Genomic DNA, 26990 nt, shown 5'->3' on the forward strand with positions numbered 1-26990 from the left:
TTCTGCGATGAAACGGCCGCGCTTCGCGCTCGCCGGGCATGGCCCGGCGCTACCGCCTCATTTTTTTTCAGGCTCGTTGACGATCGCTTCCAGATCCTTCTGCAGATCGGCGAACAGCGGCTGCATGCGTGTCTGGATCGCCACCATCACGTTCTGCATCAGCGCCGGAGTCTTGTCGAGCAGGCTCTGGCCAGCCGGGCTCTCGTAGAACTCGGCCATGGCCAGCACGTCTTCCTTGCTGAAGGTCTTCTTGTACAGGTCCACGTACATCGGCCGCAGCTGCTGCCACGACAGTGCCTGGCGCAGGGTCTGGCTGGTACGGGCCTGGATGCGCTGCAGCTGTTCCTGCTGCTGGGCGTTGAGCTGGCGCTGTGCGGCCACCTGCTGGAACTGCTGCTGCTGCATCGATTCGATCTGCGGCAGCATGGTGTCGATCATGCTCTGCGCACGCGAGGCCGACAGCAGGCGGTTGATGTCGCCATCGGTGGGCGCTGCGGCCAGCACCGGCGCGCTTGCTGCGGCCAGCACCAGCAGCAGGGTTGCGCGGCGCAACACGGAGGGAACGAAGCGGATCATGCGGAGCGTCCTGCAGTACACGGGACGGCAAGCATACCCCCGGCAAAGGCGAAGGCGGCGTGTTCGGTGCCTGATCGGCGGCATACGGTGCGCGATGGCAGCCACGGCAACGCGGCTGCCGCTACAATGCGCGGATGGGCAACGGACCGGTCACCATCAGCGCGCAGCTTGAAATCCCCGACGGCGAGATCGTCGAGCGTTTCGTGCGTGCCAGTGGCGCCGGCGGCCAGAACGTCAACAAGGTGTCCACCGCGGTGGAACTGCGTTTCGACGTGGCCGGTTCGCCCTCGTTGCCCGAACCGTTGCGCGAGCGCCTGCTGGCGCGGCGCGACCGGCGCATGACCGGCGAAGGCGTGCTTGTCATCGACGCGCAACGTTTCCGGACCCAGGATCGCAATCGCGAGGATGCGCGCGAGCGGCTGGCGGCCTTCATCCAGGCCGGGCTGAGCGTGCCCAAACCACGCAAGGCCACCAAGCCGACCTTCGGGTCGAAACTGCGTCGTCTGGACGCCAAACGCGGGCGCGCGCAGATCAAGCGCGGGCGCTCATCACGTGACTGGGAGTGATTGCTTGAACAACCCGACGCCGTTGCTGCCGGCCATTCCGCCGAACATGCCGCAGGTCAAGCCCAACCGTTTCCTGCGCTGGCTGGCGCGCTGCACGCTGCGCATGGGCGGCTGGAAAGTGACCGGCACCCTGCCGGATGTGCCGAAAGTGGTCTTCATCATCGCCCCGCATTCGTCCAACTGGGACGGGCTGTGGGGCATGGCCGCGAAGATCGCACTGGGCATGAAAGTGAAGGTGCTGGGCAAGGCCTCGCTGTTCTGGTGGCCACTGGGCCCGCTGCTGCACAGGCTCGGCGTGATCCCGCTGGACCGCAGCTCGCCGCAGGGCACCGTGGGCCAGGCCGTGGACCTGCTGCGCAACAACGAGAAGATGTGGTTCGCGATCACTCCGGAAGGCACCCGCAAGGCCGTCAAGGAATGGAAGGCCGGCTTCCTGAAGATCGCGCGGATGGCGGACGTGCCGATCCTGGCGGCCTATTTCCATTACCCGGAGAAGATCATCGGCATCGGTCCGCTGTTCATGCCGACCGGCGATGATGTCGCCGACATGGCGACCATCCGCGAGTTCTACCGGCCCTGGATCGGCAAGACCCGCGGCACGGTCTGAGCCGATCGCTGCCGGCAGCGTAGACGCCACGTCCGGCACATGCCGGGCGCCCGTGACAGGAGTAGGGTGGACGGCTGCCATCCCGTACCGTCTGCCCAAGGAGCGTTTTACATGTCGCGTACCGTAGTCCTGGCCGCCGCCATTAGCCTGGCGCTGGCGGCCTGTTCCGGCAAGGAGTCCACCCCCGTGTCCGAAGCCCAGAATGCACCGGCCCAGCAGCCGGCCGAAGCCTCCACCAACCCGCTGCTGACCGCCAGCAGCCTGCCGTTCCAGGCACCGCCGTTCGACAAGATCAAGGACAGCGATTACCTGCCGGCCTTCGAAGAAGGCATGCGCCTGCATCTGGCCGACGTGCGCAAGATCGCCGACAGCGCCGAGCCGGCCACCTTCGACAACACCATCGTGGCGATGGAGCGCAGCGGCGAGACCCTGACCCGCGTGTCGCGCATCTTCTTCGGCCTGGTCCAGGCCGATACCAACGATGCCCGCCAGAAGATCCAGGAAGAAGTGGCACCGAAGCTGGCCGCGCACCAGGACGAGATCAACCTCGATCCGAAGCTGTTCGCGCGCGTGAAGTCGCTGTACGACCAGCGCGAGACGCTGGGCCTGGATCCGGTGCAGAAGCGCCTGGTCGAGCATTACTACGACGGTCTGGTGCGCTCGGGCGCACAGCTGTCCGATGCTGACAAGGCAAGCCTGCGCAAGCTCAACGTGGAAGAAACCACGCTGTCCACGCAGTTCCACACCCGTCTGGTGGCTGCAACCGCCGCTGCCGCGGTGGTGGTGGACGACAAGGCCAAGCTGGCCGGCCTGGACGACGATGCGGTCAACAATGCCGCCGCCGCCGCCAAGGACCGCAAGCTGGACGGCAAGTTCCTGCTGCCGCTGCAGAACACCACCCAGCAGCCGGTGCTCGGTTCGCTGACCGACCGCGACCAGCGTGCGGCCGTGCTGAAGGCTTCGGAAACCCGTGCCGAGCGCGGCGATGCCAATGACACCCGGCAGACCGTGCAGCGCCTGGCCCAGCTGCGTGCGCAGAAGGCCAAGCTGCTCGGCTTCGACACCTTCGCCGACTACCAGCTGGGCGACCAGATGGCCAAGACCCCGGCGGCCGCGCTGAAGCTGCTGACCGACACCGTGCCGGCCGCCACCGCCAAGGCGCGTGCCGAGGCCGGCGAGATCCAGAAGGTGATCGACGCCCAGAAGGGTGGTTTCCAGGTGGCTGCCTCGGATTGGGACTTCTACGCCGAGCAGGTGCGCAAGGCCAAGTACGATCTGGACGAGTCGCAGATCAAGCCGTACTTCGAGCTGGACAACGTGCTGCAGAACGGCGTCTTCTACGCCGCCACCCAGCTGTACGGCATCACCTTCAAGCCGCGTACCGACATTCCGACCTACAACCCGGACATGAAGGTGTACGAAGTGTTCGACAAGGACGGCACCTCGCTGGCCCTGTTCTACACCGACTACTTCAAGCGTGACAGCAAGTCCGGTGGCGCCTGGATGGACGTGTTCGTCGAACAGGACGGCCTGACCGGTGCCAAGCCGGTGGTCTACAACGTCTGCAACTTCACCAAGCCGGCCGCTGGCCAGCCTGCGCTGATCAGCTTCGACGACGTCACCACCCTGTTCCATGAGTTCGGCCATGCACTGCACGGCATGTTCTCGAACGTGAAGTACCCGTCGATCGCCGGCACCGCCACCTCGCGCGACTTCGTCGAGTTCCCGTCGCAGTTCAACGAACACTGGGCGCTGGACCCGAAGGTGTTCGCCAACTACGCCAAGCACTACAAGACCGGCGAAGCGATGCCGCAGGAACTGGTCGACAAGATCCTCAAGGCGCGCAGCTTCAACCAGGGCTATGCGACCACCGAGTACCTGTCGGCCGCGCTGCTCGACCTGGCCTGGCACACGCAGAAGGCCGATGCCCCGCTGCAGGATGTCGGCGCCTTCGAAGCCAGCGCGCTGAAAAAGTTCAAGGTCGACCTGCCGCAGGTGCCGCCGCGTTACCGCACCACCTACTTCGACCACATCTGGGGTGGCGGCTATTCGGCCGGCTACTACGCCTACTTCTGGGCGGAAGTGCTGGACCATGACGCCTACCAGTGGTTCACCGAACACGGTGGCCTGACCGCCGCCAACGGCCAGGAATTCCGCGACAAGATCCTTTCGCGCGGCAACAGCGTGGAGCTGTCGACCCTGTACCGCGATTTCCGCGGCAAGGACCCGTCGGTGGAACCGCTGCTGAAGTTCCGCGGGCTGAAGTAAGCGCGGCCTGAAGTACGAAAGAAAAAACGGCGGGGGCAACCCCGCCGTTTTTCTTTGCGTCGATGCCATCGACGGATTCCGCAGTTTGTCGCTCATCCACGCATGGCGTGGATCCATGTGTCGACCAAGGTCGACACCTACCAAGAGCAGGCCATGCCATTCCGACAGTTCGCGGAAATCTGTCGAAGGCGGGGTGGGTCCGGTTGCGGGGGCGTGAGCGCCATGGATGGCGCGACCGAGCTTACAGGGACGTACTTGCAGCGTCCCCCGCAACCGGATCCACCCCGCCATCCCACGGAAATCCAGCCTCTGCTGTTGCTGTTGAGGTTGCCGGCCAGCGGCCGGCACTACCGGGTGCCGGGCGCAGCCCGGCCATCAGGTCCCTACGTGCACCCGGTTCGCCTGCTCGGCCAACCCCAGGTGATCCAGCGCGATGTCCAGCGCCAGCACATAGCTCTGCGCCCCATACCCGGCCGCGATCCCCAATCGCTGACCCACGCCCGCCGGCAGGCACGGCTCGGCCACCGCACCGTCGTCATGCACTTCCACGTACGCGTTGTGCAGGTACGGCAGCAGCCGCTGCAGGCGCAGGCTGTCGGCACATGCGCCCGGATCGAGCAGCGTCACCTCGCCACGGCTGTGGTCGGCCACGCGCAGCGCGTCCAGCAGTTCCTGTTCCGAACCGCAGGCGCGGATCGCCACGCTGGTGCCCGCATCGATCGCACGATGCACCAGTGATTTCAGCACCGGCGCCGGCAGCGGCGCGGCGGTACGGATCAGCGCGCCAGCCGCTTCCGGGCCACGGATGATGAAGATCGACATGACTCAGCCCTCCCGTGCCAGGCGGCGGCCGACGATGGCCAATGACAGCGGATAACCCGCCTGCTGGCTGCGCTGGTCGACCACCACGGCGGCCGGACCATGCTGCAGGCGCAGGCGCGCTTCCAGACCAGGCTGATGGGGTGACTGCAGTTCGATGTACTCCGCAGGCAGACCGTCCAGTGCCGCCTGCAGCGCACCGCCCTCGGCACACCATTGCGCCTCGTCGGCCGCGCCGACATCAAGCAGCACCCAGTCCGCGCTGCGCGCCTGCGGCTGGCACAGGCACTGGCGCACATCGGCCAGGCTGGCGCAGTCGGTGCACAGCACCGGATGGCCGGACAACTCGGCCGGCAGCAGCGGACGCGGCACCGACGGCGACGCATGCCGGATCACCAGGAGGGTCATACAACACCTTGCGCAAAGCGCCGTACGGCGCGGTAGGCACACGATGCGCGTGGTGGCCGTAAAGGTGCGATGCCCGGTGCCCGGCCCAGGCGTAAAACCTGCGTAACCCCTCCTGTAGCGCCGAGCCCATGCTCGGCTTGCTCGACGCTACGGAACAGCAGCCGAGCATGGGCTCGGCTCTACAGGATGCGGGCGCGGGAACCTCTTCGGGCCTGATGTGGTCTGATGCCGATACCACCCACCCGGAGCCTGTCATGGATGCTGTTGCCCGCCCCCCGTTTTCGCAGCGCACGCTTGCCTGGCTGAAGAAAGAAGCGCTGCCCCTGCTGGTGATGTTGGGCCTGCTCGCGGCCGCCCGCGACACCCTCGCCAACCACTACGTCGTGCCCAGCGGCTCGATGCAGCCGACGCTGCAACCGGGCGACCGGGTGGTGGTGGACATGCGCGCTTATGGCCTGCGCCTGCCGTTCACCAGCAAGGAGCTGCTGGGTACCGGCACGCCGCAGCGCGGTGAAGTGGCGGTGTTCGATTCACCGGCCGACGGCACCCGCCTGATCAAGCGCGTCGCCGCCGTGGCCGGCGACCACGTGCAACTGCACGATGGTCACCTGAGCATCAACGGCCAGCCGCTGCAGATCGCCGACCTGGCCGATACCGAAGCCTTTGGTGAGCGCCGCGCCAGCCTCGACCTGGACAGGGGCGGTGGCCCGGACATCGCGGATCTGCAGGTGCCCGCCGGCAAGGTGCTGGTGCTGGGCGACCATCGCGGCAACAGCTTCGATGGCCGCTTCTTCGGCTTCGTCGATGCGGACAAGATCTACGGCCGTGCGGTGGCGGTCTATTACCGCCGTGGTGACGGCTTCGAATGGCAGCGGCTGTAAGCTGAATCGATATGCCAGAAGTATCAATCCTGACCTAGCAGGTTATGGATCGACTGGATGGACGGGCCTAGTCTGAGGCCCGTCCCCTCCATTCCGGCCGCCCCCACGGCCCACCGCCCCCCATGACTGGCGAATCCCCGGCGGCCCTTGCCGACCGTTTCCGTACTGACCACGCTGCCGCCGACACCCGCATCCAGCAGGGAACGCCGGCCTTCCGCCGCACCGCGCTGGCACTGTTCCTGGCCGGCTTTTCGACCTTCGGCCTGCTGTACACGGTGCAGCCGCTGCTGCCCGAGTTCAGCCGCCACTTCGGCGTGTCCGCTGCGGGCAGCGCGATGTCGCTGTCGCTGACCACCGGCACCCTGGCCGTGGCCATGCTGCTGGCCGGCCTGCTGTCCGATGCGGTTGGCCGGCGCCCGCTGATGATCGTTGCATTGCTGGCCTCGGCCACGTTGTCGCTTTGCACGGCCCTGGTCGATGACTGGGCCACCCTGCTGGTGCTGCGCACCCTGCTGGGGCTGGCGCTGAGCGGCGTACCGGCAGTGGCGATGACCTATCTGGTCGAAGAGATGGACAGCCGCGCGCTGGGCCTGGCGATGGGCCTGTACATCGGCGGCAATGCCATCGGTGGCATGAGCGGGCGCCTGCTGGCGGGCATCATCGCCGACCATTGGGGCTGGCGCTGGGGCATCGGCGTGGTCTCGATCATCGCCGTGGCCAGCACCGTGCTGCTGTGGCTGCAGCTGCCGCCGTCGCGCCACTTCCAGGCGAGCCGCAGTGGCCTGCGCCAGTTGCCCGCGCGCTGGCGCACGCTGTTCGCCGATCCTGGCCTGCCGTGGTTGTTCGCCACCTCGTTCGTGCTTATGGGCGTGTTCGTCACCCTCTACAACTACCTCGGTTACCACCTGCTGGCGCCGCCGTACCACCTCAGCCAGACCGTGGTCGGGTTGATCTTCAGCGTGTACCTCGTCGGTACCTTCAGTTCGGCGTGGATGGGCCAGCAGGCGACGCGCTATGGGCGCGGCCGCATCCTGTCGATCTCCTTCGGCCTGATCGCCGCCGGCATCGTGCTGCTGGCGATGCCGTGGCTGTCGGCGATGGCCGTGGGCATCGCGCTGGTGACGTTCGGTTTCTTCGGTGGCCATTCGGTGGCCAGCAGCTGGGTCGGCAGCCGCGCCGGTTCGATGCGAGCGGAAGCGTCGGCGCTGTACCTGTTCGCTTATTACCTGGGTTCCAGCGTGCTGGGCGGCGTGGGCGGCCTGGCCTATGCCGCGTGGGACTGGCTGGGCGTGTGCGCGTTCGCCGCGCTGCTGACCCTGATCGGCGGTGGCATCGTCTGGGCGCTGCAGCAGCGCGCGCCGCAGCCGGTGACGGCCTGATCCTGCTCCGGTAGATGCCGACCTTGGTCGGCGTTGTGCCCCTGGGCCAACCACGGTTGGCCACTACCGGGTGCGATGCACCTCATTCTTCGGCAAACGCCTCGCGCAGCAGCCCGGCGAAATTGCGGATCAACGGCGTCACACCCTCGCGGCGCCACGCCAGCTGCACTTCCGAATGCGCGCCGGCATCGGCCAGCGGCACGAAGCGCGCACCTTCCACCCGGATGTGGTCGCACGACGAAGGCAGGATCGCCGCACCCAGTCCCGCTGCAGCCAGGCTGATCAGCGTCGACGCCTCACCGGCCTCCTGCACGATGCGTGGAGTGAAGCCCGCCGCCGCACACAGCGCGATCATGTGGTCATGGATGCCCGCCCCGGCGCTGCGGCGGAATGCCACGAATGGTTCCTGCGCCAAGTCACGCAACGCCAGCGTGCCGCCTTTCGACAGTCGGCGCAGGGCAGGGTGGCCGGCATGCACGATCAACGCCAGTGGATCGACGAACAGGCTGTGCGCCACCAGCTCGGCCGGCAGCGTGCGCTTGCGGATGATGCCCACGTCCAGTGAACCATCTAGCAGCGCATCGATCTGTTGCAGGGTATTCATCTCGCTCAGCTGCAACCGCACCTGCGGGTACTGCTGACGGTACTGCAGGATCGAACGTGGAATCTGTGGCGACAACGGCGTAGCCCGGGTCAGGCCGATACGCAGCTCACCCTGCTCGCCACGCTGCGCGCGCTGCACTTCATCCACCGCCGATTCCACCTGCTGCACGATGCCGCGCGCACGTTCCTGCAGCAGTTCCCCCGCAGCCGTCAGCTGCACACGTCGATGGCTGCGCACGAACAACCGCGCACCGATCAGCTCCTCCAGCTGCCGGATCTGCTGGCTGAGCGGCGGCTGCGACATCCCCAACCGCTCGGCCGCCTGGCCAAAGTGCAGCGTATCGGCAACGGCGAGGAAGTAACGCAGATGGCGGAGTTCGATGGACATGCGCCCAGTCTATGCATCGCCAGCCACAAATGGGCCCAGATCATTCGTACGTCATCCACGCATGGCGTGGATCTACCGTGTCGACCAAGGTCGACACCTACCAACAGCAGCACAGAACGATGCAGGGGTCAGCGCCCGTTGCGCAGCAACGGGATCCGACCCCCGACAGATCGCGCAAATCTGTCAGAGGCGGGGCGGTGTGGGTGGGCAGGACCGTTGGCGCCATGGATGGCGCCATCGAGCCCCCATGGACGGGTTTACGGCGTGTCCTGCCCACCCACACCGACCCGCCATCCACGGAATGCAGGCTGTTGCCGTTGCCGTTGCTTCGGCAGGTGCAGGGCGCAGCCCTGCCGAACACCCCTCACCGTTCCGAATGCCCGCTCTGGTCGTAATCGCGCGGACTGAACAACTCCGGCTGGATCAGCTCGACAAACGCCCGCGCCTGCGCCGACAGCGCCTTGCCGCGGCGCACGATCACCCCGTAACTGCGTTCGGGGAACCAACGCTTCATCGAGCGTGCGGCCAACCGCTCGTGGTCGGCATCGTTCAGGCACAGCGCCGGCACGATGGAAATGCCCATGCCCATCGCCACGTACTGCTTGATCACTTCCCAGCCGCCCACTTCCAGCGCAACCGTGTAGGCGATGCGGTGGCGCTGGAACACCTGGTCGACCAGCCGGTAAGTGATCTGCCGCTTCGGCGGCAGCACCAGCGGGTAACGGGCGATGTCGGCCAGTTCCAGCTCGCCACCGCTGGCCAGCGGATGGTCATGCGGGGCGATCAGCACCTGTTCGAAACGGTAGGCCGGGGCGTAGCTGAGGTCGGCCGGCACATCGGTCATCGAGCCGATCGCCAGATCGGCGGCATCCTCGCGCAGCAGGTCGGTGCCGTCGGCGCTGATGGCGTTGTGCAGGGTCAGGCGTACGTCGGGGTAATGCTGGCGGAAGCGTTCGACGATCTTCGGCAGCAGGTACAGGATGGTCGAGCTGTTGGCGGCGATGTTCAGTTCGCCCGCGTCCAGTCCGCGCACCTTGTCGCGGAAGCGCGCTTCCAGGCCGTCCAGGCTCTCCACCAGCGGCTGTGCCATTTCATACAGCAGCTGGCCCTCGCGGCTGGGCACCAGGCGCCGGCCGCTGCGCTCGAACAGCGGCACCCCCAGTTCGCGCTCCAGCGCCTGCAACTGCAGGCTGATGGCCGGTTGGCTGACGAAAAGCGCCTCAGCCGCCCGTGAGACCGAGCCCAGACGCACGGTCTGACAGAACGCGCGCAGCGGCTTCAGCCGATCGGATTTGTAGGAAAAACGGGGGCTTGGCGAGGGACGCGTGGTCATGGCGTCACAAGTATTAGCACAATTTATGTAAAGCATTGCAAAAACTGTTTTGCCAAATACAGGGCTGCGGCGGCACGGTGGAGTCGTTCCCCCACGCTGGAGTCCTCCCATGTCCGCCGTCGCTTCCGCTGTTCCCTCCACCGCCGCCAAGGCCACGCCGGGCATCGCCCTGGCGACCCAGGTGGCGGGCCAGGCCACCGTGCTGCCGGCGCCGTTGCTGGCCCTGCTGGTGTCCCTGCACCGGGCAGTGGAACCCGGCCGGCAGGCGCGGCTGCAGGCCCGCCGCGAGCGTCAGGCGTTCTTCGACCAGGGTGGCCTGCCGGACTTCCGCCAGGACACCACCGCGATCCGCAGCGGTGACTGGGTCGTGGCGCCGCTGCCGGCCGCGCTGCAGGACCGCCGCGTCGAGATTACCGGGCCGACCGACCCGAAGATGGTCATCAACGCGCTGAACTCCGGCGCCAAGGTGTTCATGGCCGACTTCGAGGATTCGACCTCGCCGACCTGGCGCAACCTGCTGGCCGGTCAGCAATCGCTGGCTGCCGCGGTGCGCGGCGACCTGCAGTACACCGCACCGGCGTCCAACGGCAAGGCGGGCAAGCACTACGCGCTGCGCCCCTACGACGAGCAGGCGGTGCTGATCGTGCGTCCGCGCGGCTGGCACCTGGACGAAAAGCATGTGCGCGTCGATGGCCAGTTCCTCGCCGGCGGCCTGTTCGATGCGGCGGTGTTCGCCTTCCACAATGCGCGCGCGCTGCAGTCCAGGGATCGCGGCCCGTACTTCTATCTGCCCAAGCTGCAGAGCATGGAAGAGGCGGCGCTGTGGGAGACCGCGCTGTCGCACATCGAAGGCATGCTCGGCCTGCCGCACGGGCAGATCAAGGTGACCGTGCTGATCGAAACGCTGCCGGCAGTGTTCGAGATGGACGAGATCCTGCATGCCCTGCGCGATCGCATCGTCGGCCTCAACTGTGGGCGCTGGGATTACATCTTCTCGTACCTGAAGACCTTCCGCCGCCACGCTGACCGCGTGCTGCCCGAGCGTGGCCAGGTGACCATGACCCAGCCGTTCCTGAAGGCCTATTCGGAACTGCTGATCCAGACCTGCCATCGCCGCGGCGCACATGCGATGGGTGGCATGGCCGCGCAGATTCCGATCAACAACGATGCGGCCGCCAACGAGCAGGCGATGGCGCGGGTGCGTGCCGACAAGCTGCGCGAAGTGACCGCCGGCCACGATGGCACGTGGGTCGCGCACCCCGCGCTGATTCCGGTGGCGATGGCGATCTTCGACGAACACATGCCCACGCCCAACCAGCACCACGTGCTGCGCCAGGACGTGCGCGTGGGCCGCGATGAACTGATTGCGCGTCCGCCGGGCACGATCACCCGCGCCGGCTTCGAAGGCAATGTCGAAGTCTGCGTGCGCTACCTGGCCGCGTGGCTGGACGGCAACGGCTGCGTGCCGATCCACCACCTGATGGAGGACGCAGCGACCGCCGAGATCAGCCGCAGCCAGCTGTGGCAGTGGCTGCACACGCCGGGCCAGCAGCTGGACGACGGCACCGCGATTGATCTGGCACTGCTCGATACCACCCTGGCGCAGCTGCCCGCGCGCCTTGGCGATACCTCGGCGCTGCCCGGTGGCGGCCGCATCGAAGAAGCCATCACCCTGCTGGCCGAGCTGAGCCGCAGCAACGAACTGACCGATTTCCTGACCCTGCCGGCGTACGCGCGCATCGACTGATCGCTGCACGCCACTTTCCTCGCCGCTTCCTTCCCCGCTGCATCCGCACGAACCGAACTGGAGATAGACATGAGCACGCTGCCCACTGCCGAACAGATCCAGCACGACTGGGACACCAATCCGCGCTGGGAAGGCATCCAGCGCAACTACAGCGCCGCCGACGTGGTGCGCCTGCGCGGCACCGTCCATATCGAGCATTCGCTGGCCCGGCTGGGTGCGGAAAAGCTGTGGAAATCGCTGCATGAGCGCGACTTCGTCAACGCGCTCGGCGCGCTGACCGGCAACCAGGCCATGCAGCAGGTGAAGGCCGGGCTGAAGGCGATCTACCTGTCCGGTTGGCAGGTGGCGGCCGATGCCAACCTGGCCGGTCAGATGTACCCGGACCAGTCGCTGTATCCGGCCGATTCGGTGCCGGCGGTGGTCAAGCGCATCAACAACACGCTGCTGCGTGCCGACCAGCTGCACCATGCCGAAGGCAAGGATGACATCGACTTCCTGCAGCCGATCGTGGCCGACGCCGAAGCCGGTTTCGGCGGCGTGCTCAACGCCTTCGAACTGATGAAGGCGATGATCGAAGCCGGTGCTGCCGGCGTGCACTTCGAAGACCAGCTGGCCTCGGTGAAGAAGTGCGGCCACATGGGCGGCAAGGTGCTGGTGCCGACCCGCGAGGCGATCGAGAAGCTCAACGCCGCGCGCCTGGCCGCCGACGTGCTGGGCGTGCCGACCCTGCTGGTGGCGCGTACCGATGCGGAAGCCGCCGACCTGCTGACCAGCGACATCGATGGCAACGACACGCCGTTCGCTACCGGCGAGCGCACCGTGGAAGGCTTCTACAAGACCCGCAACGGCCTGGACCAGGCCATCAGCCGTGGCCTGGCGTACGCGCCCTATGCCGATCTGGTGTGGTGCGAGACCGGCAAGCCGGACCTGGAATTCGCGCGGAAATTCGCTGAGGCGATCCATGCGAAGTTCCCGGGCAAGCTGCTGGCCTACAACTGCTCGCCCAGCTTCAACTGGAAGAAGAACCTGGACGACGCCACCATCGCCAAGTTCCAGAAGGAGCTGGGCAGCTACGGCTACAAGTTCCAGTTCATCACCCTGGCCGGTTTCCATGCGCTGAACTACGGCATGTTCAACCTGGCCCATGGCTATGCGCGCCGGCAGATGAGCGCCTTCGTGGAGCTGCAGGAAGCCGAGTTCGAAGCGGCCGAGCGTGGCTTCACCGCGGTCAAGCACCAGCGCGAGGTCGGCACCGGCTACTTCGATGCGGTGACCCAGGCCATCCAGCAGGGGCAGTCCTCGACCACCGCGCTGACCGGCTCGACCGAGGAAGAGCAGTTCCACGGCGAGCGCAGCGAACGCGCCGCGTGATCCGGTGGTGCCGGCCGCTGGCCGGCAACCACACGATGCTCCGGGCGCTGCGTGGCAGCCGGCCAGCGGCCGGCTCTACCGGGGCTGCGGATCCGATCAGGGTGGCCAGGGAAGGGCCAGACGACGCCGGCAGATCGGGGGATCTGCCGGCGTCGTTGTATCTGTGGCCGCTGCGACAATCGGCGTCGCGGCCACGCCAAGATATTGAAATGGCTTGCTTTCCCTCTGCCACCAATACGCGTGAATGGGGCATTTCCCTGTGGATGAGGCAGAGCGCTGCGTCTTCACAAAAATGAGAAGCGGCGCACAGTTTGATTCACTGATATGCTCCGCGGCTCACCAGGGGACGCTGGCGGCGGGTGCAGGGAATGACCGGCAGGGGTGCGGCCGAGAACATCGACACGACAACCGGTATCGCCAAGGTGGCGATGGCCGAGATCGTGCACGCGCTGCTCTCCGAAGAAGAGGTTGCCCTGTTCGCCCGGTTCGCCCAGCCCTGCAGGCTGCAGGCGGGCCAGTGGCTGTTCCATCGCGGCCACCGCGGCGAGTGCATGTACATCATCCTCGAAGGCCTGATCGAGCTGGATTTCGGCGAGGACCTGGTGCTCAAGACGCTCGGCCGGCATGAATTTTTCGGTGAGCTCGGCCTGTTGATGGGCGACCATCTGCGCAGCGCCAGCGCGCGGGTGATGGCCGACTGCCACGTGCTGGAACTGGGGCCGGCGGATTTCCATCGCCTGGTCGAGTCCGACCCGGGCCTGGTGGCCTACTTCCTGCGACGCACGATCCTGCGCGTGCTGACCAACGAGCAGGCCCTGATCAGCCAGCTGCGGCGGCGCAACCATGACCTGGAAGCCGCGCTGGACAACCTGTACATCACCACCCACCAGCTGACCCACACGCGTGAGCTGGTGCGCACCGACGAACTGACCGGCCTGCACAACCGCCGCGGCCTGGCCCTGTACCTGCAGGAATGCCACACGCAGGAAGAAGGGCCTCCGCAGGCATTGCTGCTGATCGACTGCGACCGGTTCAAGCAGATCAACGACCGCCATGGCCACCAGGCCGGTGACCGGGTGCTGCAGAGCATGGGCAACATCCTGCGCTCGATGGCCGGTGAACATGACCTGGCCTGCCGTCTGGGCGGCGACGAGTTCTGCCTGATCCTGCGCCGGGGCAACACCGAGATCGTGCAGCACGCCGCCGAGTTCATCCTCAGCGCGGTGCACGGCCTGCTCGAGCGCAGCCATGGCACCCCGCACGTGAGTCTGGCCAGCATCGGGGCCAGCCTGCTGGCCCCTGACGCGGACTGGAGCGAGTGGTACGCTCGCGCCGATCGTGCGCTGTACCAAGCCAAGCGCGCAGGCGGCAACTGCCTGCGGTGGACCGATGGTCCGGATGGACAATGAGCGGAGATCCAGGCGATGAATGGCGACAACGGAACGTCGACCCCGCATAACGCCCAACTGCGGGCGCTGCTGTTCACCGACCTGTGCGATTCGCTGCAGTTGGTGGAGCGTATCGGTGACGCCGCCGCAGCCACCCTGTTCCAGGAACACGACCGTCTGGTGCTGGTGTTGCAGCATCGCTGGAACGGGCAGCTGATCGACCGTTCGGATGGTCTGTTCCTGCTGTTCGAACGCCCGGTGGATGCACTCGGGTTTGCACTGGATTACCAACGCGACCTGCAGGCACTTGGCGAACAGCGCAGGGTTGAACTGCGTGCACGGGCGGGCCTGCATGTGGGTGATGTGCTGACCTGGGAAAACAGTCCCGAAGCGGTCAAGGTCGGCGCCAAGTCGATGGAAGTCGAAGGCCTGGCCAAGCCGATGGCCGCGCGCCTGATGACCCTGGCGCGTCCTGGCCAGATCCTGATGTCGGCGGTTGCCGAGTCGCTGACCCGACGTGCCACGGATGCCCTGGGCGAGCGCGGCGAACGCCTGCTGTGGAAGTCGCACGGGCGTTGGCGGTTCAAAGGCATGCCGACCGTCCAGGAAGTGATTGAAGTTGGCGAGATCGGCTTTGCTCCGCTGCGCCTGCCGCGCGCCAACGCCAAGGCACGGCGTGATCTGCCGTTGTGGCGGCAGCCGGTGGTGCTGCTGGCGGAAAGCCTGATCCTGGCGTCTGTCGTGGTGGGGGGATGGTTCCTGCTGCGCCCGGAGCCGGCAATTGCATTTTCAGAGCGCGATTGGGTGGTGCTGGCCGATCTTGAGAATTTCACAGGTGAGCCGGTGTTCGATGAATCGACACGCCACGCGATCCTGATCGCACTGGAACAATCGCGCTACGTGAATGTGCTGTCCGAAGGCAAGATCCGCGAAAGCCTGGAAATGGCGCGCTTGTCCGGGGATACCCGCTTGAACCGCGGTGCAGCCATCGATGTGGCCATGCGCGAAGGTGCACGGGCGGTGCTGTTACCCACTGTTCGCCCCAAAGCAGGGGGCTATCAGCTGGGAATCGATGTGGTGGCGCCCGGCAGCGGGCAGGTGGTGCGCAGCTTCACCGTCGCCGCCGACGGCCCTGACCAGATGATGTTCGCGGTGGACGATGTCGTCGGTCGTCTGCGCCGCGGCCTCGGCGAATCGGTTGCCAGCCTGGAACAGTCCCTGCCGCTGCCGAAGGCCTCCACCCGCGACCTGCGCGCCCTGCGCGCCTATGCCCTGGCCGAGAATGCCCTGGGCCAGCGCCGCTTCGAGGAAGCACGCAATCTTTACCAGGCGGCGATCGACATCGATCCCGGTTTCGCGCTGGCTTACATGGGCGTGGCCAAGCTGCTGGCCCGTACTGAAGAGGGGCGGCAAGCCCGCGAGGCGATGCAGCACGCGCTCGCCCAGCAGGAGCGCCTGCCACCGCGCGAGCGCCTGTACCTGAAGGCCTGGCAGGCGGAGCTGGAGCCGGGTGGCTGGGCCCTTGAACAATGGCGGACCCTGGCCAAGGTCTATCCCGATTCCTTTGCCGGGTTGTCCAACACGACCTGGCTGCTGCTGCAGGACAATCGTTTCAGCGAAGCCGAATCCTACGCCCATGCGGCGTCCGTACCGCAGGATCCGCTGCGGCTGTATCCGATGGTGCAGCTGGCACGCATCCAGATCGCGCACAACCAACCGCAGCTCGCCGCCGAAACGCTGGTGCAGGCACAAGGGCTGCGCGGCCGCGATGATCCCGATGACACGGGGGTCGATGTGTTGGTGGCGCAGCGCCGTTATGTGCAGGCCGGACAGCTGCTGGTGAAGCTGCGCACCGGTGATGCGCTGGCGCAGCGTATGCGGCTGCGTGCACAGCTGCTGCTGGCCGCTGACCAGGGTGATTGCGCGTCGATGCAGGCGGCCGTGCGCGAGGACGCGCCGGCACCTGAGCTTGCGGACATGCAGGTGCAACAGCGATTGCAGCACGCCAGTGTGACCACGTTGTGCGCGGCGGGCGACAAAGCCGAGCTGCAGGCCATCGCAGCGCAGCTGCAGCCGCTGCTGGAAGATCGCGACGATCCCATGCAGCAGGCCCGCAGCCTGCAGTGGCTGGCCCTTGTCTATCTGGCTCAGCGGCAGGGACAGACCGATGTCGCCGAAGGCTGGCTGCATGCCAACGAGGCGCTGCTGCGCGCCCAGCGCAGCCCGATGGTCGGTAAATGGATGCGCGTGGTTGCAGCGATGGGCGAACTGCAGGGACAACGGCCTGACGCCGCGCGCGCGCTGATCGAGCCGATGCTCGATGGCAGTGAACCGGTGCAGGCGCACGTGGTACTGCTGCATGCGCTACGGGCGCAGAGCGATGACGCCGGCGTGCACCGCGAACAGGAATGGCTGGCCCGTCACCGTGGTCAGGCCATAGCCGAAGTCACGGCGATGCAGGTCTGGCAGCCGCTGAACGTGCACGATGTATCGACCTGGGCCGCACCGTCCAAAGCGGTCGGCGCGCCCTGAGGCAGTAATCAGCCGCCGATGCGCTCGTCGACTTTGCCGGCTTCGAAGCAGAACACCACATTCATCGCGGTCAGCGAGCTGGCCAGGTACTTCTGCAGGCCGTCACGAACGCGGGTGAGTTCTTCCACCGAGGCGAGCGAGTCGATCTTCATGCAGTCCTTCTCACCCAAGGCGGCGTCCAGGCCGATGCTGGAGAGGGCCTGAGCCGGTGATTCGGCGAATCGTTCGCGGAACGCGGCATCGTTGATGAGGTTGTCCAGCAGTACGCCGGCGTCTTCAGCGGAAAGGCGGGGGTCGGTAGCCATGTCGATCATCCAGAGTAGAACCTACGGTATCGGCCACCAGCGCTCGGCATTTAGGGCGACGTGTGCATTGCACACGAACACGGCCGCAGTACCGCGGCGGGTGTGGGCAACCCGCATACTATGGGTTCAACTGGTGGAAGACCAATGATGCAGATCCGACGTTGCGCGATCGTGATGTTCGAACCCCGCAGCGAAGTCTCGCTGGACCTCTCCCTGCTGCTGCAGGGCCAGGCGGGCCTGGCCACGCGCATGCATTGGCAGGCCCTTGCTGCCCACCTGGAGGCACCCGTGGAGGTGAGCATCGAGGAAGTCGACGTACTGGGCCGCATCGCGTCTGATCACTGGGTGGAGCCTGCACAGGTCGGCATCGAAGGCGCCGTGCTGGCACGGCTGCTGGAGATCGGTCTGGTGATCAGTCAGGAGCCTGGTGGGGCGGCGCATCGGGACCGCGACCAGCGGGTGCGCGACGCCAACTGGTGGCCTCTGTCGGCGCTGCAGCACCGGATGGGTCGCTGGGGAGATATCAACAGCGCGCGTGAGATGCGCGAACACAAGCTGGTCACGGCGCAGGATCTGCATGCCAGGTTCGGTGCGCCGCCCGTCGCAGTGGACGCGCCCGATACCGATCCCTTGGTGTTACCCGATACGCCTGACGATGCGCGTGACCAGCTGCTGCGAAAGCGTGCAACCTGCCGCAACTTCGATGCGCAGCGTGCGCTGGCGCTTCCGCTGGTGGCGCAGGTGCTCAAGCGGACCGTGCAGGCACACGCTGCTCTGCGGCCGGGGGACGGCATGGAATTCCTGAAGAAGAACATTCCTTCCGGCGGCGGCCTGCATCCGTTGGAAACCTATGTGGTCGCCCTGGCTGTCGACGGTCTTGCGCCAGGCGTCTATCACTACCATCCGATGGAACACGCATTGCGATCGGTCGCCGTCGCCACCGATGACCTGCGCAGCATGGTGCTGGGTTTTGTTTCCGGGCAGGACTGGTTCGCCGACGCTCCGCTGCACATCATCCAGGTGGCACGCTTCCCACGCAGCTTCTGGAAATACCGCAGCCATCCAAAGGCCTACAGGGCCGTGCTGCTTGATGCGGGGCACCTTTCGCAACAGTGGATGCTGTCAGCCACCGAACTTGGGCTGGCCGCGTACGTGACTGCGGCGATCAACGAAATCAACGTGGAGAAGGCGCTGGGGCTGGATGGCATCGACGCCAGCCCGGTGATGATATGTGGCCTGGGGTGGCGCGCGGCCGCCCAGGTCACCAGTGAATTCGACCCGCTGCAGCAGGTCTGGCGGGAGTAAGCCGCCAGAACTGCGGAAGCCGGGTCAGGCCGCGTGCTTCATCACCGCCGGCGACAGCACCGTACCCAGCTGCTCCGACTCGAACATGAAGGGGACATTGAAGGGGCCGCCGCAGATCAGCGATGCCACCAGCTGGGAACGGACGGCGGAAAACTCTTCCTTGCTGGCCAGCACGCCATGGATTGCACACGGGCTGCCACCCGCCATCGGCTGCAGGCCATGTCGAACCAACGCTGCACTGGGATCAACGGAGAATTCGTTGCGGAACGCGTCATCGTCGCACAGCAGATCGAGCAGGCGTACGGCGTTGTCGGTGGACAGCGGGGGCTTTCGGTACATGGTGACTCCTGTGATAGCCGAAGTGATGGATGCGCCGCAGAGCGGCAAACGAAGACTATCAGCAGGCGGCGACGTGCTGAAATGATCAAGGCACTGTATATGCCGCGACGACAGCGCGTTGAAGGTTGTCCGCGAAGCGACGCCCTGCAAGGCAGTCTGTGGTCCGCAGGCGCAAGACGCCCAACGATTTGTGAGCCGGGCTGCGCCCGGCTCACCATTCATCACACCGCTTCGAAATCCACCAGCACCGCACCATCACCCACCTGGTCACCGGCCTTGGCACGATAACCCTTCACCGTGCCATCGGCCGGTGCCTGCAGGGTGTGCTCCATCTTCATCGCTTCCAGCACCACCAGCGGCGTGCCGCGCTTCACCTGCGTGCCTGCCGCCACCAGCGTTGCCACGATCCTGCCGGGCATCGGTGCCAGCAGGCTGCCGGCGTCGGCGCTGGCCTGTTCAGATTCGCCCACCGGATCGTGCAGGGTGAAGCGGTGCTGGCCATCGTCGCCGAACAGGTACAGCTGATCGCCATCGCGCTGCAGCTGCAAACGCCAGCGACGCTCGTCCAGCTGCACCGACAAGGTGTGGCCATCGGCACGGCCGACGACCTGCTTCGGTGCGGCGTCATCGCACTGCACGCGCCAGCCATCGGCCGTGACCCACACCTTCAGCGTGTGCGCCCGCTCTCCCTGCTGCAGCGGCACCACACGCGCGGTAGGCGCGCCCAACCGCCAGCCATCCTGTGCCTGCCACGGCGAATGCGGGTCGCGCACATCGGCGGCAGCGGCCGGTGTGCTTGCTACCGCGGCGATCGCTGCCAGTTCCCACAGCGCCTGCTCACCGTCACCGGTCACCGCCAGTGCGGCCTGCTCACGCTCGATCAGCGCGGTATCCAGCTTTGCATTCGCGAACGAATCGGTGTGCAGCAGGCGGCGCAGGAAGCCGGCATTGGTGGTCACGCCCACCACCTGGCAGTCGGCCAGGGCCTGGCTCATGCGCCGCAGCGCGGCGTCGCGGTCCACGTCCCAGACGATCAGCTTGGCAATCATGGGATCGTAGTACGGGGTGATGCTGTCGCCTTCCTCCACACCGGTGTCCACCCGCACGTTCGCCGACGGGGTCGGCAGGCGCAGGCGGCGCAGGGTGCCGGTGGACGGCAGGAAGCCACGGTCGGCATCTTCGGCGTACAAGCGCGCTTCGAGCGCATGGCCGTGGATGGTCAGTTCGTCCTGGCGCTTGGGCAGCGGCTGGCCGGCTGCAACGCGCAGCTGCCATTCCACCAGGTCGGTACCGGTGATGAACTCGGTGACCGGATGTTCGACCTGCAGGCGGGTGTTCATTTCCATGAAGTAGAAATCGCCGTCCGGGCCGGCGATGAACTCCACCGTGCCCGCACCCACGTAGCCCACCGCGCGCGCGGCATCGACGGCGGCCTTGCCCATCGCGGCGCGGCGGTCGGCACTCATGCCCGGGGCCGGCGCTTCTTCCAGCACCTTCTGGTGGCGACGCTGCACCGAGCAGTCGCGCTCGAACAGATACACCGCCTCGCCATGACCACTGCCGAATACCTGGATCTCGATGTGGCGCGGGCGCTCGACATACTTCTCGACCAGCACGTGGTCGTTGCCGAACGCCGAGGCCGCCTCGCGCTGGCAGCTGGCCAGCGCATCGACGAAGTCCTCGCTGCGCTCGACCTTGCGCATGCCCTTGCCGCCGCCGCCGGCGCTGGCCTTGATCAGCACCGGGTAGCCGATGCCATCGGCCTGGGTGCGCAGGAACTCCGGCGCCTGCTGGTCGCCATGGTAGCCCGGCGTCAGCGGCACGCCGGCCCTGGCCATCAAGGCCTTGGCCGCGCTCTTGTCGCCCATCGCGCGGATCGCACTGGCGGGCGGGCCGATGAAGGTGATTCCCGCCGCGACGCAGGCGTCGGCGAAATCGGCGTTCTCGGACAGGAAGCCGTAGCCGGGATGGATGGCCTGCGCGCCGGTGCGGCGTGCGGCGTCGAGGATGGCATCGCTGCGCAGGTAGCTCTCGCGCGCAGCGGCCGGGCCGATGTGGATGGCCTCGTCGGCCAGGCGCACATGGCGTGCATTGCGGTCCGCATCGGAATACACCGCCACGGTGGCGATGCCGAGGCGGCGGCAGGTGGCGATGACGCGGCAGGCGATCTCGCCGCGGTTGGCGATCAGGACTTTGCTGAACATGGCAACAGACTCGGTCATGGCACAGGTCACATGCGGAACACGCCGAAGCGCGTCTGCTGCGGGGGAGCGTTGAGGCTGGCCGACAGGGCCAGGGCCAGTACCCGGCGGGTATCGACCGGATCGATCACACCGTCGTCCCACAGCCGCGCACTGGCGTAATACGGGTGGCCCTGCTGTTCGAACTGGTCGCGGATCGGTGCCTTGAACGCGTCCTCTTCCTCGCCCGGCCACTGCCCGCCCTTGGCTTCGATGCCATCACGCTTGACCGTGGCCAGCACGCTGGCCGCCTGTTCGCCGCCCATCACGCCGATGCGTGCGTTCGGCCACATCCACAGGAAGTTGGGCGAGTACGCGCGGCCGCACATGCCGTAGTTGCCGGCACCGAACGAGCCGCCGATCACCACGGTGAACTTGGGCACCTTGGCGCAGGCCACCGCCATCACCAGCTTGGCGCCGTCCTTGGCGATGCCGCCCTGTTCGTACTTGCGACCGACCATGAAGCCGGTGATGTTCTGCAGGAACAGCAGCGGAATGTTGCGCTGGGTGCACAGCTCGATGAAGTGCGCGCCCTTCAGTGCGGACTCGGAGAACAGGATGCCGTTGTTGGCGATGATGCCGATCGGATAGCCATGCAGATGGGCGAAGCCGGTCACCAGGGTGGCGCCATAGCGCGGCTTGAACTCGTCGAAACGCGAACCATCGACCAGCCGCGCGATCACCTCACGCACGTCGTACGGCTTGCGCGTATCGGCCGGGATCACCCCGTACAGTTCGTGCGCCGGCAGCAGCGGTTCTTCCACCGGCTGCAGCGCCATCGCTGCTTCGGGCTTGCGCCAGTTGAGCTGGGCGATGATCGCGCGTACCCGTGCCAGTGCCTGCAGGTCGTTGTCGGCCATGTGGTCGGCCACGCCGGAAATACGCGTGTGCACGTCGGCACCGCCCAGCTCTTCGGCCGTCACCACTTCACCGGTAGCCGCCTTCACCAGCGGCGGGCCACCGAGGAAGATCGTGCCCTGCTCGCGCACGATCACCGTCTCGTCGCTCATCGCCGGCACATAGGCGCCACCGGCGGTGCAGCTGCCCATCACGCAGGCGATCTGCGGAATGCCCTGCGCCGACAGGTTGGCCTGGTTGTAGAAGATGCGGCCGAAATGATCGCGGTCGGGGAACACTTCATCCTGCAGCGGCAGGAAGGCGCCACCGGAATCGACCAGGTAGATGCACGGCAGGTGGTTCTGCTCGGCGATCTCCTGCGCGCGCAGATGCTTCTTCACCGTCACCGGGTAGTAGGTGCCGCCCTTGACCGTGGCATCGTTGGCCACGATCACGCACTCCACGCCACTCACGCGGCCGATGCCGGCAACCACGCCAGCGGCGGGCACGGCATCGTCATACATGCCGTGCGCGGCCAGCGGCGCGATTTCCAGGAAGGCGCTGCCCGGATCGAGCAGGGCATCGATGCGGTCGCGCACCAGCAGCTTGCCGCGTGCGGTGTGCTTGGCGCGCGCCGCTTCGCTGCCGCCAAGGGCGGTGCGGGCGAGGGTGGCGTGCAGGTCGTCGACTACTGCCTGCATCGCCGCGCGGTTGCTTTCAAACGTATCGCTGCCCGGTTGCAGCTGGCTGCCTAGGATGCTCATGGGGTGCCTTACAGGGTGCGCTGGAACAGTTCGCGGCCGATCAGCATGCGGCGGATCTCCGAAGTGCCGGCGCCGATTTCATACAGCTTGGCGTCGCGCCACAAACGGCCGGTCGGGTATTCGTTGATGTAGCCGTTGCCGCCGAGGATCTGGATCGCCTGGCCGGTCAGCCAGGTCGCCTTCTCGGCGGCGTACAGGATCGCGCCGGCCGCATCCTGGCGGGTGGTGCGGCCCTGGTCGCAGGCGCGCGCCACCGCATACACATAGGCGCGGCAGGCACCCAGGCCCACGTACATGTCGGCGATCTTGGCCTGGATCAGCTGGAAGCTGCCGATCGGTTCACCGAACTGGTGGCGTTCGTGCACGTACGGCATCACCACGTCCATCGCTGCAGCCATCAGGCCCAGCGGGCCGCCGGACAGCACCACGCGCTCGTAGTCCAGGCCGGACATCAGCACGCGCACGCCGCCACCGACCGCGCCCAGCACGTTCTCTTCAGGAATCTCGCAGTCCTGGAACACCAGTTCGCAGGTGGGCGAGGAGCGCATGCCCAGCTTGTCCAGCTTCTGCGCGGTGGAGAAACCCTTCATGCCCTTCTCGACCAGGAAGGCGGTGATGCCCTTGGCACCGGCCTCTACATCGGTCTTGGCGTACACCACCAGCACGTCGGCGTCGGGGCCATTGGTGATCCACATCTTGTTGCCGTTGAGCACGTAGCGGTCACCGCGCTTGTCCGCGCGCAGCTTCATCGACACCACGTCCGAACCCGCGCCGGGTTCGCTCATCGCCAGCGCACCGATCTTTGCGCCGCTGCACAGGTCCGGCAGGAAGCGCTGCTTCTGCGCCTCGGTGCCGTTCTTGCGCAGCTGGTTCACGCACAGGTTCGAGTGCGCGCCGTAGGACAGGCCGATGCCACCGGAAGCACGCGAGACTTCTTCCATCGCCACCACATGGGCCAGGTAGCCCATGCCGGTGCCGCCGTATTCTTCTTCCACGGTCAGGCCCAGCAGGCCCTGCTCGCCCAGCTTGGGCCATAGTGCCAACGGGAACTGGTTGGTCGCATCGGTCTCGGCCGCGAGCGGCGCGATCTCGGCAGCGGCAAAATGGGCCACGCTCTGGCGCAGCAGGTCGATATCTTCGCCGAGGTCGAAGTTCAGGGATGGCACGTGCATTGCGATGGCTCCACGAGGGAAGGTGGGGAATGGACGCACCCGGAAGGGGGAAGCGGGCAGCTGTTCACAGCAGCAGCCCGCGCGGGCGATTGGACCCCAGCGTAGCGGGGTTCGGGTAAGAAGTGAATACAAATTCAAAAATTGAAACTAGACTCAGAACATGGCCTATAAACGCTCAGCATTGATGGAAGAACGCCTGGCCGGGGCCCGTGAACGGATCCTGCTGGCCACCCGCGAACTGGTCGCCACCGGCGGCTGGCGCAACGCGCCGGTAACGGCCGTGGCAACCCAGGCTGGGGTCTCCACCGGCTTGATCTACCGCCACTTCCCGTCCAAGGCCGAGCTGTTCGTGGAAGTGCTCAACGCCGCCGTGGCCCACGAGGTGGCGATCATGGAGCGCATTGCCAGTGCGCCGGAGCCGGCCAGCGTGCGCCTGCGGCAGGCCATCACCGCCTTTGTCCGCCGAGCCCTGGCTGGCCCTGGCCTGGCCCACGCCTTCATCGTCGAGCCGGTGGACCCGGACGTGGAAGCCGAGCGCATGCGCGGCCGCCGTGCCTTCGGCGACGTGTTCCTGCGCCTGGTGGAAGAGGGGGTGGCGGCCGGTGAACTGCCGGCGCAGGACGCGCACGCTGCCGCCGCCTGCCTGGTGGGTGCCTTCACCGAAGCGATGGTCGGCCCCACCGCGCCCAGCCGCGAAGCGCACCGCGACGAGGACGCGCTGGTCGAGGCCATCTGCAGTTTCTGCCTGCGGGCTGTTGGCGCAGGGTGATGCCGCTGTTGCGGGTGCCGGGCGGCTTCTGCCGCGCTTCGCGCTCGCCGGGCGCGGCCCGGCGCTACCCGCATGCGGCCACGGCCGCATGCTGCGCCGCACCAGCCCTGACGCCTGTTGTCGGGCGCGGCGTGCGTTCTATACTCGGCCCATCACGCAGTCGCTCAGCCGTGGTCCAACGACTATCAGCCAGGGGTAACGAAGAGTGCGGAATTACGATCTGGAGTTCCTGAAACGCTTCTCCATGGTGATCGCGCTGTTGATGGCCATCACCCTCGGTCTGATCCTCCTGGCCGCGTTCATCCACACCCGGATTCCGCCCGAGGTGTCGCCTACCGCCGCCAAACGCACCGAACAGCGCATTTCGCCCACCGGCGCGGTGTACGCCGGCAGCACCGGCGCGGCCGCGCAGGCTGCAGCGCATGCCGCCGCGCTGGCCAAGGCCGCCTCGCAGGTGGCCTACGGCGGTACCAAGGACGGCAAGGTGATCTTCGACAACCTGTGCACCGCCTGCCACACCACTGGCGTGGGCATGGCGCCGACGCTGGACCACTCGCACTGGGACAAGCGCCTGGCGCAGGGCAAGGACACTCTCTACAAGCACGCCATCGAGGGCTACACCGGCCCTGACGGCGGCATCATGCCGCCCAAGGGCGGCAACCCGGCGCTCACCGAGGAGCAGATCCACGCCACCGTGGACTGGATGCTGGGCAATCTGAAATAGCGCGCGGCCGCATCCACGCATGGCGTGGATCTACTGCGGATACGCGTGCCCGCTCAGGTGGCCGGCAACCACGTATCGCACAAAGGTCATGAGGTTGCCGGCCAGCGGCCGGCACTCCCTTTGCCCACCAAGGCCGAAACCCCGCTGCGCAGGCGGGGTTTCGCATTTCAGGGTTAGTCTGTGCGCCTCTTCCGTGGAGTCGTCTGTCGATGCGCCGCCGTTCCCTCGCTCTCGCCCTGTCCCTGCTGCTGCCGGCATCCGCTTTCGCCCAGGCTCAGCCGCAGGTTGCGCCGACCCCGGCGACCGCGCCGCGCAGCCCGGCCACCGTCACCCTGGCCGCCGCGCCGGCCGACTGGCGTGTACTGGAGGGCCAGCACGTGCGTATCGCCGCGCCGCTCACCCTGGCCGGCACCGATGGCCTGGAACGCTTCGGCCAGTTGACCGTCGCCTTCGATGGCCGCCTCTGGCAGCCGACCGAAGTAGCCGTGCCCGGCAGTGCCGGTATCAAACAGGTGATGGCCGACAACCAGCGGCGCCGCTTGGTGCTGGACGACGGCAGCGATGCACGTGACCCGGCCAGCGTGGCCTATCTGCCGAGCAACCCGGTGCTGCGTACCGGCATGCAGCTGCGCAACGTGGAAGGCACCGTGCGCGTCGATGCGCAGGGCCGCCCCAGCCTGCAGGTCGACGGCACGTTGAAGCTGCCGGAACTGCAGCGGCCGGCCGTGCCGAGCGTGCCCGGCAGCCTGCATATCGCCGCCTTCAACCTGGAGAACTTCTTCAATGGTGACGGCCAGGGCGGCGGATTCCCGACCCTGCGCGGCGCGCGCACGCTGGACGAGCACAAGGCGCAGGTCGGCAAGCTGGTCGCCACCGTCAACGCGCTGGGCGCCGACATTGCCGCACTGATGGAGCTGGAGAACGACGGCTACGGCCCGCAGTCGGCCATCGCTGAACTGGTAAACGCACTTAATGTCGGTCTCGCGGCCGACAAGCAGTGGGCGTTCGTCGATGCCGGTGAAGGCCCCGGCAGCAATCCGATCCGCGTCGGCATCATCTACCGCAGGAGCGAATTCAAGCCGCTCGGCAAGCCGCTGACCAAGCTCGACGGTCCCTTCGTCGAACACAGCCGTGCACCGCTGGCGCAGGCGTTCCAGGGCAAGGGCGCGCCATTCATGGTGGTCGCCAACCACTTCAAGTCCAAGGGCTGCCGCGAGGCCAGCGGCGCCGACGCCGACCGCAATGACGGGCAGGGCTGCTGGAACGCCACGCGTGTGGAATCGGCCAGGCAGCTCAACACCTGGGTGCAGGCCGAAGCCGCGCGCATGAAGGTGACGGACGTGGTGCTGATGGGCGACTTCAACGCCTACGCCATGGAAGATCCGATCCGCACCCTGCACGACCTCGGCTGGCAGGATGCCTTCAAGGTAGCGAAGGTCGAACAGCCCTACAGCTACGTCTACAACGGCTATAGCGGCCGCCTCGATCACGCGCTGCTCAGCCCGACGATGGCCAAGCGCCTGCGTGGCGCTGCCGAGTGGCACAGCAACGCCGACGAGCAGGACGCCAGCGGCTACCAGGGCCGCAACGTGCAGGGCCCATGGCGCAGCTCCGACCACGACCCGCTGCTGCTGGGCTTCGACAGATAACCCGGCGCCGGGGTCGGATC

The 26990-nt window shown here is 66.7% G+C and carries 23 protein-coding genes; 13 read left to right on the plus strand and 10 right to left on the minus strand.

The window, feature by feature from the left end; genetic code table 11:
- Nucleotides 1–57: 57 nt before the first annotated feature.
- Entirely contained in the window at nucleotides 58–576 is a 519-nt protein-coding gene (locus CR156_RS20765) for a DUF2059 domain-containing protein (protein ID WP_100554396.1), read from the minus strand.
- 134 nt (nucleotides 577–710) lie between these two features.
- Here CR156_RS20765 and arfB point away from each other — a divergent pair, with 134 nt between their 5' ends.
- The 3 genes from arfB (at nucleotide 711) to dcp (ending at nucleotide 4017) form a co-directional block, all read left to right on the plus strand.
- Complete coding sequence (gene arfB / locus CR156_RS20770; RefSeq protein ID WP_089241560.1) at nucleotides 711–1142, plus strand: alternative ribosome rescue aminoacyl-tRNA hydrolase ArfB; 432 nt, start codon at nucleotides 711–713, stop codon at nucleotides 1140–1142.
- 4 nt (nucleotides 1143–1146) lie between these two features.
- The gene (locus tag CR156_RS20775; RefSeq protein WP_100554397.1) at nucleotides 1147–1749 is read left to right on the plus strand and encodes a lysophospholipid acyltransferase family protein; all 603 of its coding nucleotides are present in this window, start codon (nucleotides 1147–1149) and stop codon (nucleotides 1747–1749) included.
- 111 nt (nucleotides 1750–1860) lie between these two features.
- A complete protein-coding gene (gene dcp / locus CR156_RS20780) occupies nucleotides 1861–4017 on the plus strand; it encodes a peptidyl-dipeptidase Dcp (protein ID WP_100554398.1) in 2157 nt (718 codons plus the stop codon).
- A gap of 375 nt (nucleotides 4018–4392) precedes the next feature.
- Here the strand turns inward: dcp and CR156_RS20785 are convergent, their stop codons facing one another.
- Nucleotides 4393–4839: a hypothetical protein gene (locus CR156_RS20785; RefSeq protein ID WP_025875822.1), complete on the minus strand. Its 447-nt coding sequence runs from the start codon at nucleotides 4837–4839 to the stop codon at nucleotides 4393–4395.
- 3 nt (nucleotides 4840–4842) lie between these two features.
- Complete coding sequence (locus tag CR156_RS20790; RefSeq protein ID WP_100554399.1) at nucleotides 4843–5244, minus strand: hypothetical protein; 402 nt, start codon at nucleotides 5242–5244, stop codon at nucleotides 4843–4845.
- Between the two features lie 254 nt (nucleotides 5245–5498).
- On the opposite strand from CR156_RS20790, the gene lepB reads away from it, so the two are divergent.
- Both lepB and CR156_RS20800 read left to right on the plus strand, forming a co-directional pair.
- A complete protein-coding gene (gene lepB / locus CR156_RS20795; RefSeq protein ID WP_099819572.1) occupies nucleotides 5499–6125 on the plus strand; it encodes a signal peptidase I in 627 nt (208 codons plus the stop codon).
- Between the two features lie 122 nt (nucleotides 6126–6247).
- On the plus strand, nucleotides 6248–7504 hold the full coding sequence (locus tag CR156_RS20800; RefSeq protein WP_100554400.1) for an MFS transporter: 1257 nt from the start codon (nucleotides 6248–6250) through the stop codon (nucleotides 7502–7504).
- Nucleotides 7505–7586: 82 nt separating this feature from the next.
- Here CR156_RS20800 and CR156_RS20805 read toward each other — a convergent pair whose 3' ends face one another.
- Entirely contained in the window at nucleotides 7587–8495 is a 909-nt protein-coding gene (locus CR156_RS20805) for a LysR family transcriptional regulator (RefSeq protein WP_100554401.1), read from the minus strand.
- 364 nt (nucleotides 8496–8859) lie between these two features.
- On the minus strand, nucleotides 8860–9828 hold the full coding sequence (locus CR156_RS20815) for a LysR family transcriptional regulator (RefSeq protein WP_089241546.1): 969 nt from the start codon (nucleotides 9826–9828) through the stop codon (nucleotides 8860–8862).
- A 109-nt stretch (nucleotides 9829–9937) separates the two neighbouring features.
- On the opposite strand from CR156_RS20815, the gene aceB reads away from it, so the two are divergent.
- The 4 genes from aceB to CR156_RS20835 all read left to right on the plus strand — a co-directional run bounded on the left by aceB (nucleotide 9938) and on the right by CR156_RS20835 (nucleotide 16866).
- Nucleotides 9938–11575 carry a malate synthase A gene (aceB, locus tag CR156_RS20820; RefSeq protein ID WP_100554402.1) on the plus strand — a complete coding sequence of 546 codons (1638 nt, stop codon included), beginning with the start codon at nucleotides 9938–9940 and terminating at the stop codon, nucleotides 11573–11575.
- Between the two features lie 69 nt (nucleotides 11576–11644).
- Nucleotides 11645–12946 (plus strand): isocitrate lyase, encoded by a 1302-nt coding sequence (gene aceA / locus CR156_RS20825; RefSeq protein ID WP_100554403.1) that lies wholly within the window; start codon nucleotides 11645–11647, stop codon nucleotides 12944–12946.
- A 368-nt stretch (nucleotides 12947–13314) separates the two neighbouring features.
- Complete coding sequence (locus tag CR156_RS20830) at nucleotides 13315–14355, plus strand: GGDEF domain-containing protein (RefSeq protein ID WP_100554404.1); 1041 nt, start codon at nucleotides 13315–13317, stop codon at nucleotides 14353–14355.
- Between the two features lie 15 nt (nucleotides 14356–14370).
- On the plus strand, nucleotides 14371–16866 hold the full coding sequence (locus CR156_RS20835) for a putative peptide modification system cyclase (RefSeq protein ID WP_207764225.1): 2496 nt from the start codon (nucleotides 14371–14373) through the stop codon (nucleotides 16864–16866).
- Between the two features lie 8 nt (nucleotides 16867–16874).
- Here CR156_RS20835 and CR156_RS20840 read toward each other — a convergent pair whose 3' ends face one another.
- Nucleotides 16875–17171 (minus strand): NHLP-related RiPP peptide, encoded by a 297-nt coding sequence (locus CR156_RS20840; RefSeq protein WP_100554406.1) that lies wholly within the window; start codon nucleotides 17169–17171, stop codon nucleotides 16875–16877.
- A gap of 147 nt (nucleotides 17172–17318) precedes the next feature.
- Here CR156_RS20840 and CR156_RS20845 point away from each other — a divergent pair, with 147 nt between their 5' ends.
- Entirely contained in the window at nucleotides 17319–18476 is a 1158-nt protein-coding gene (locus tag CR156_RS20845; RefSeq protein WP_165781031.1) for a putative peptide maturation dehydrogenase, read from the plus strand.
- Between the two features lie 24 nt (nucleotides 18477–18500).
- Here the strand turns inward: CR156_RS20845 and CR156_RS23030 are convergent, their stop codons facing one another.
- The 4 genes from CR156_RS23030 to CR156_RS20865 all read right to left on the minus strand — a co-directional run bounded on the left by CR156_RS23030 (nucleotide 18501) and on the right by CR156_RS20865 (nucleotide 23828).
- On the minus strand, nucleotides 18501–18815 hold the full coding sequence (locus tag CR156_RS23030; protein ID WP_165781032.1) for an NHLP-related RiPP peptide: 315 nt from the start codon (nucleotides 18813–18815) through the stop codon (nucleotides 18501–18503).
- A gap of 221 nt (nucleotides 18816–19036) precedes the next feature.
- Nucleotides 19037–21019: an acetyl/propionyl/methylcrotonyl-CoA carboxylase subunit alpha gene (locus tag CR156_RS20855; RefSeq protein ID WP_100554409.1), complete on the minus strand. Its 1983-nt coding sequence runs from the start codon at nucleotides 21017–21019 to the stop codon at nucleotides 19037–19039.
- 26 nt (nucleotides 21020–21045) lie between these two features.
- Nucleotides 21046–22656 carry a carboxyl transferase domain-containing protein gene (locus CR156_RS20860; protein ID WP_100554410.1) on the minus strand — a complete coding sequence of 537 codons (1611 nt, stop codon included), beginning with the start codon at nucleotides 22654–22656 and terminating at the stop codon, nucleotides 21046–21048.
- Nucleotides 22657–22664: 8 nt separating this feature from the next.
- Complete coding sequence (locus CR156_RS20865) at nucleotides 22665–23828, minus strand: isovaleryl-CoA dehydrogenase (RefSeq protein ID WP_089241527.1); 1164 nt, start codon at nucleotides 23826–23828, stop codon at nucleotides 22665–22667.
- A 160-nt stretch (nucleotides 23829–23988) separates the two neighbouring features.
- On the opposite strand from CR156_RS20865, the gene CR156_RS20870 reads away from it, so the two are divergent.
- From CR156_RS20870 to CR156_RS20880, 3 genes are all read left to right on the plus strand, one after another.
- Nucleotides 23989–24597, plus strand: coding sequence for a TetR/AcrR family transcriptional regulator (locus CR156_RS20870; protein ID WP_089241525.1), 609 nt, complete (start codon nucleotides 23989–23991; stop codon nucleotides 24595–24597).
- Between the two features lie 205 nt (nucleotides 24598–24802).
- Entirely contained in the window at nucleotides 24803–25321 is a 519-nt protein-coding gene (locus tag CR156_RS20875; protein ID WP_088100772.1) for a c-type cytochrome, read from the plus strand.
- Between the two features lie 209 nt (nucleotides 25322–25530).
- A complete protein-coding gene (locus tag CR156_RS20880) occupies nucleotides 25531–26970 on the plus strand; it encodes an ExeM/NucH family extracellular endonuclease (protein ID WP_100554411.1) in 1440 nt (479 codons plus the stop codon).
- Nucleotides 26971–26990: the final 20 nt, after the last annotated feature.

The organism is Stenotrophomonas lactitubi, assembly GCF_002803515.1.
Lineage (GTDB): Bacteria > Pseudomonadota > Gammaproteobacteria > Xanthomonadales > Xanthomonadaceae > Stenotrophomonas > Stenotrophomonas lactitubi.

Coding starts and splice junctions, on each gene's coding strand:
- CR156_RS23030 (WP_165781032.1), bottom strand. CDS start 18,815: ATGTACCGAAAGCCCCCGCTGTCCACCGACAACGCCGTACGCCTGCTC.
- aceA (WP_100554403.1), top strand. CDS start 11,645: ATGAGCACGCTGCCCACTGCCGAACAGATCCAGCACGACTGGGACACC.
- CR156_RS20860 (WP_100554410.1), bottom strand. CDS start 22,656: ATGAGCATCCTAGGCAGCCAGCTGCAACCGGGCAGCGATACGTTTGAA.
- CR156_RS20765 (WP_100554396.1), bottom strand. CDS start 576: ATGATCCGCTTCGTTCCCTCCGTGTTGCGCCGCGCAACCCTGCTGCTG.
- CR156_RS20805 (WP_100554401.1), bottom strand. CDS start 8,495: ATGTCCATCGAACTCCGCCATCTGCGTTACTTCCTCGCCGTTGCCGAT.
- CR156_RS20845 (WP_165781031.1), top strand. CDS start 17,319: ATGCAGATCCGACGTTGCGCGATCGTGATGTTCGAACCCCGCAGCGAA.
- arfB (WP_089241560.1), top strand. CDS start 711: ATGGGCAACGGACCGGTCACCATCAGCGCGCAGCTTGAAATCCCCGAC.
- dcp (WP_100554398.1), top strand. CDS start 1,861: ATGTCGCGTACCGTAGTCCTGGCCGCCGCCATTAGCCTGGCGCTGGCG.
- lepB (WP_099819572.1), top strand. CDS start 5,499: ATGGATGCTGTTGCCCGCCCCCCGTTTTCGCAGCGCACGCTTGCCTGG.
- CR156_RS20865 (WP_089241527.1), bottom strand. CDS start 23,828: ATGCACGTGCCATCCCTGAACTTCGACCTCGGCGAAGATATCGACCTG.
- CR156_RS20840 (WP_100554406.1), bottom strand. CDS start 17,171: ATGGCTACCGACCCCCGCCTTTCCGCTGAAGACGCCGGCGTACTGCTG.
- CR156_RS20855 (WP_100554409.1), bottom strand. CDS start 21,019: ATGTTCAGCAAAGTCCTGATCGCCAACCGCGGCGAGATCGCCTGCCGC.
- CR156_RS20870 (WP_089241525.1), top strand. CDS start 23,989: ATGGCCTATAAACGCTCAGCATTGATGGAAGAACGCCTGGCCGGGGCC.
- CR156_RS20800 (WP_100554400.1), top strand. CDS start 6,248: ATGACTGGCGAATCCCCGGCGGCCCTTGCCGACCGTTTCCGTACTGAC.
- CR156_RS20830 (WP_100554404.1), top strand. CDS start 13,315: ATGACCGGCAGGGGTGCGGCCGAGAACATCGACACGACAACCGGTATC.
- CR156_RS20835 (WP_207764225.1), top strand. CDS start 14,371: ATGAATGGCGACAACGGAACGTCGACCCCGCATAACGCCCAACTGCGG.
- CR156_RS20790 (WP_100554399.1), bottom strand. CDS start 5,244: ATGACCCTCCTGGTGATCCGGCATGCGTCGCCGTCGGTGCCGCGTCCG.
- CR156_RS20880 (WP_100554411.1), top strand. CDS start 25,531: ATGCGCCGCCGTTCCCTCGCTCTCGCCCTGTCCCTGCTGCTGCCGGCA.
- aceB (WP_100554402.1), top strand. CDS start 9,938: ATGTCCGCCGTCGCTTCCGCTGTTCCCTCCACCGCCGCCAAGGCCACG.
- CR156_RS20815 (WP_089241546.1), bottom strand. CDS start 9,828: ATGACCACGCGTCCCTCGCCAAGCCCCCGTTTTTCCTACAAATCCGAT.
- CR156_RS20785 (WP_025875822.1), bottom strand. CDS start 4,839: ATGTCGATCTTCATCATCCGTGGCCCGGAAGCGGCTGGCGCGCTGATC.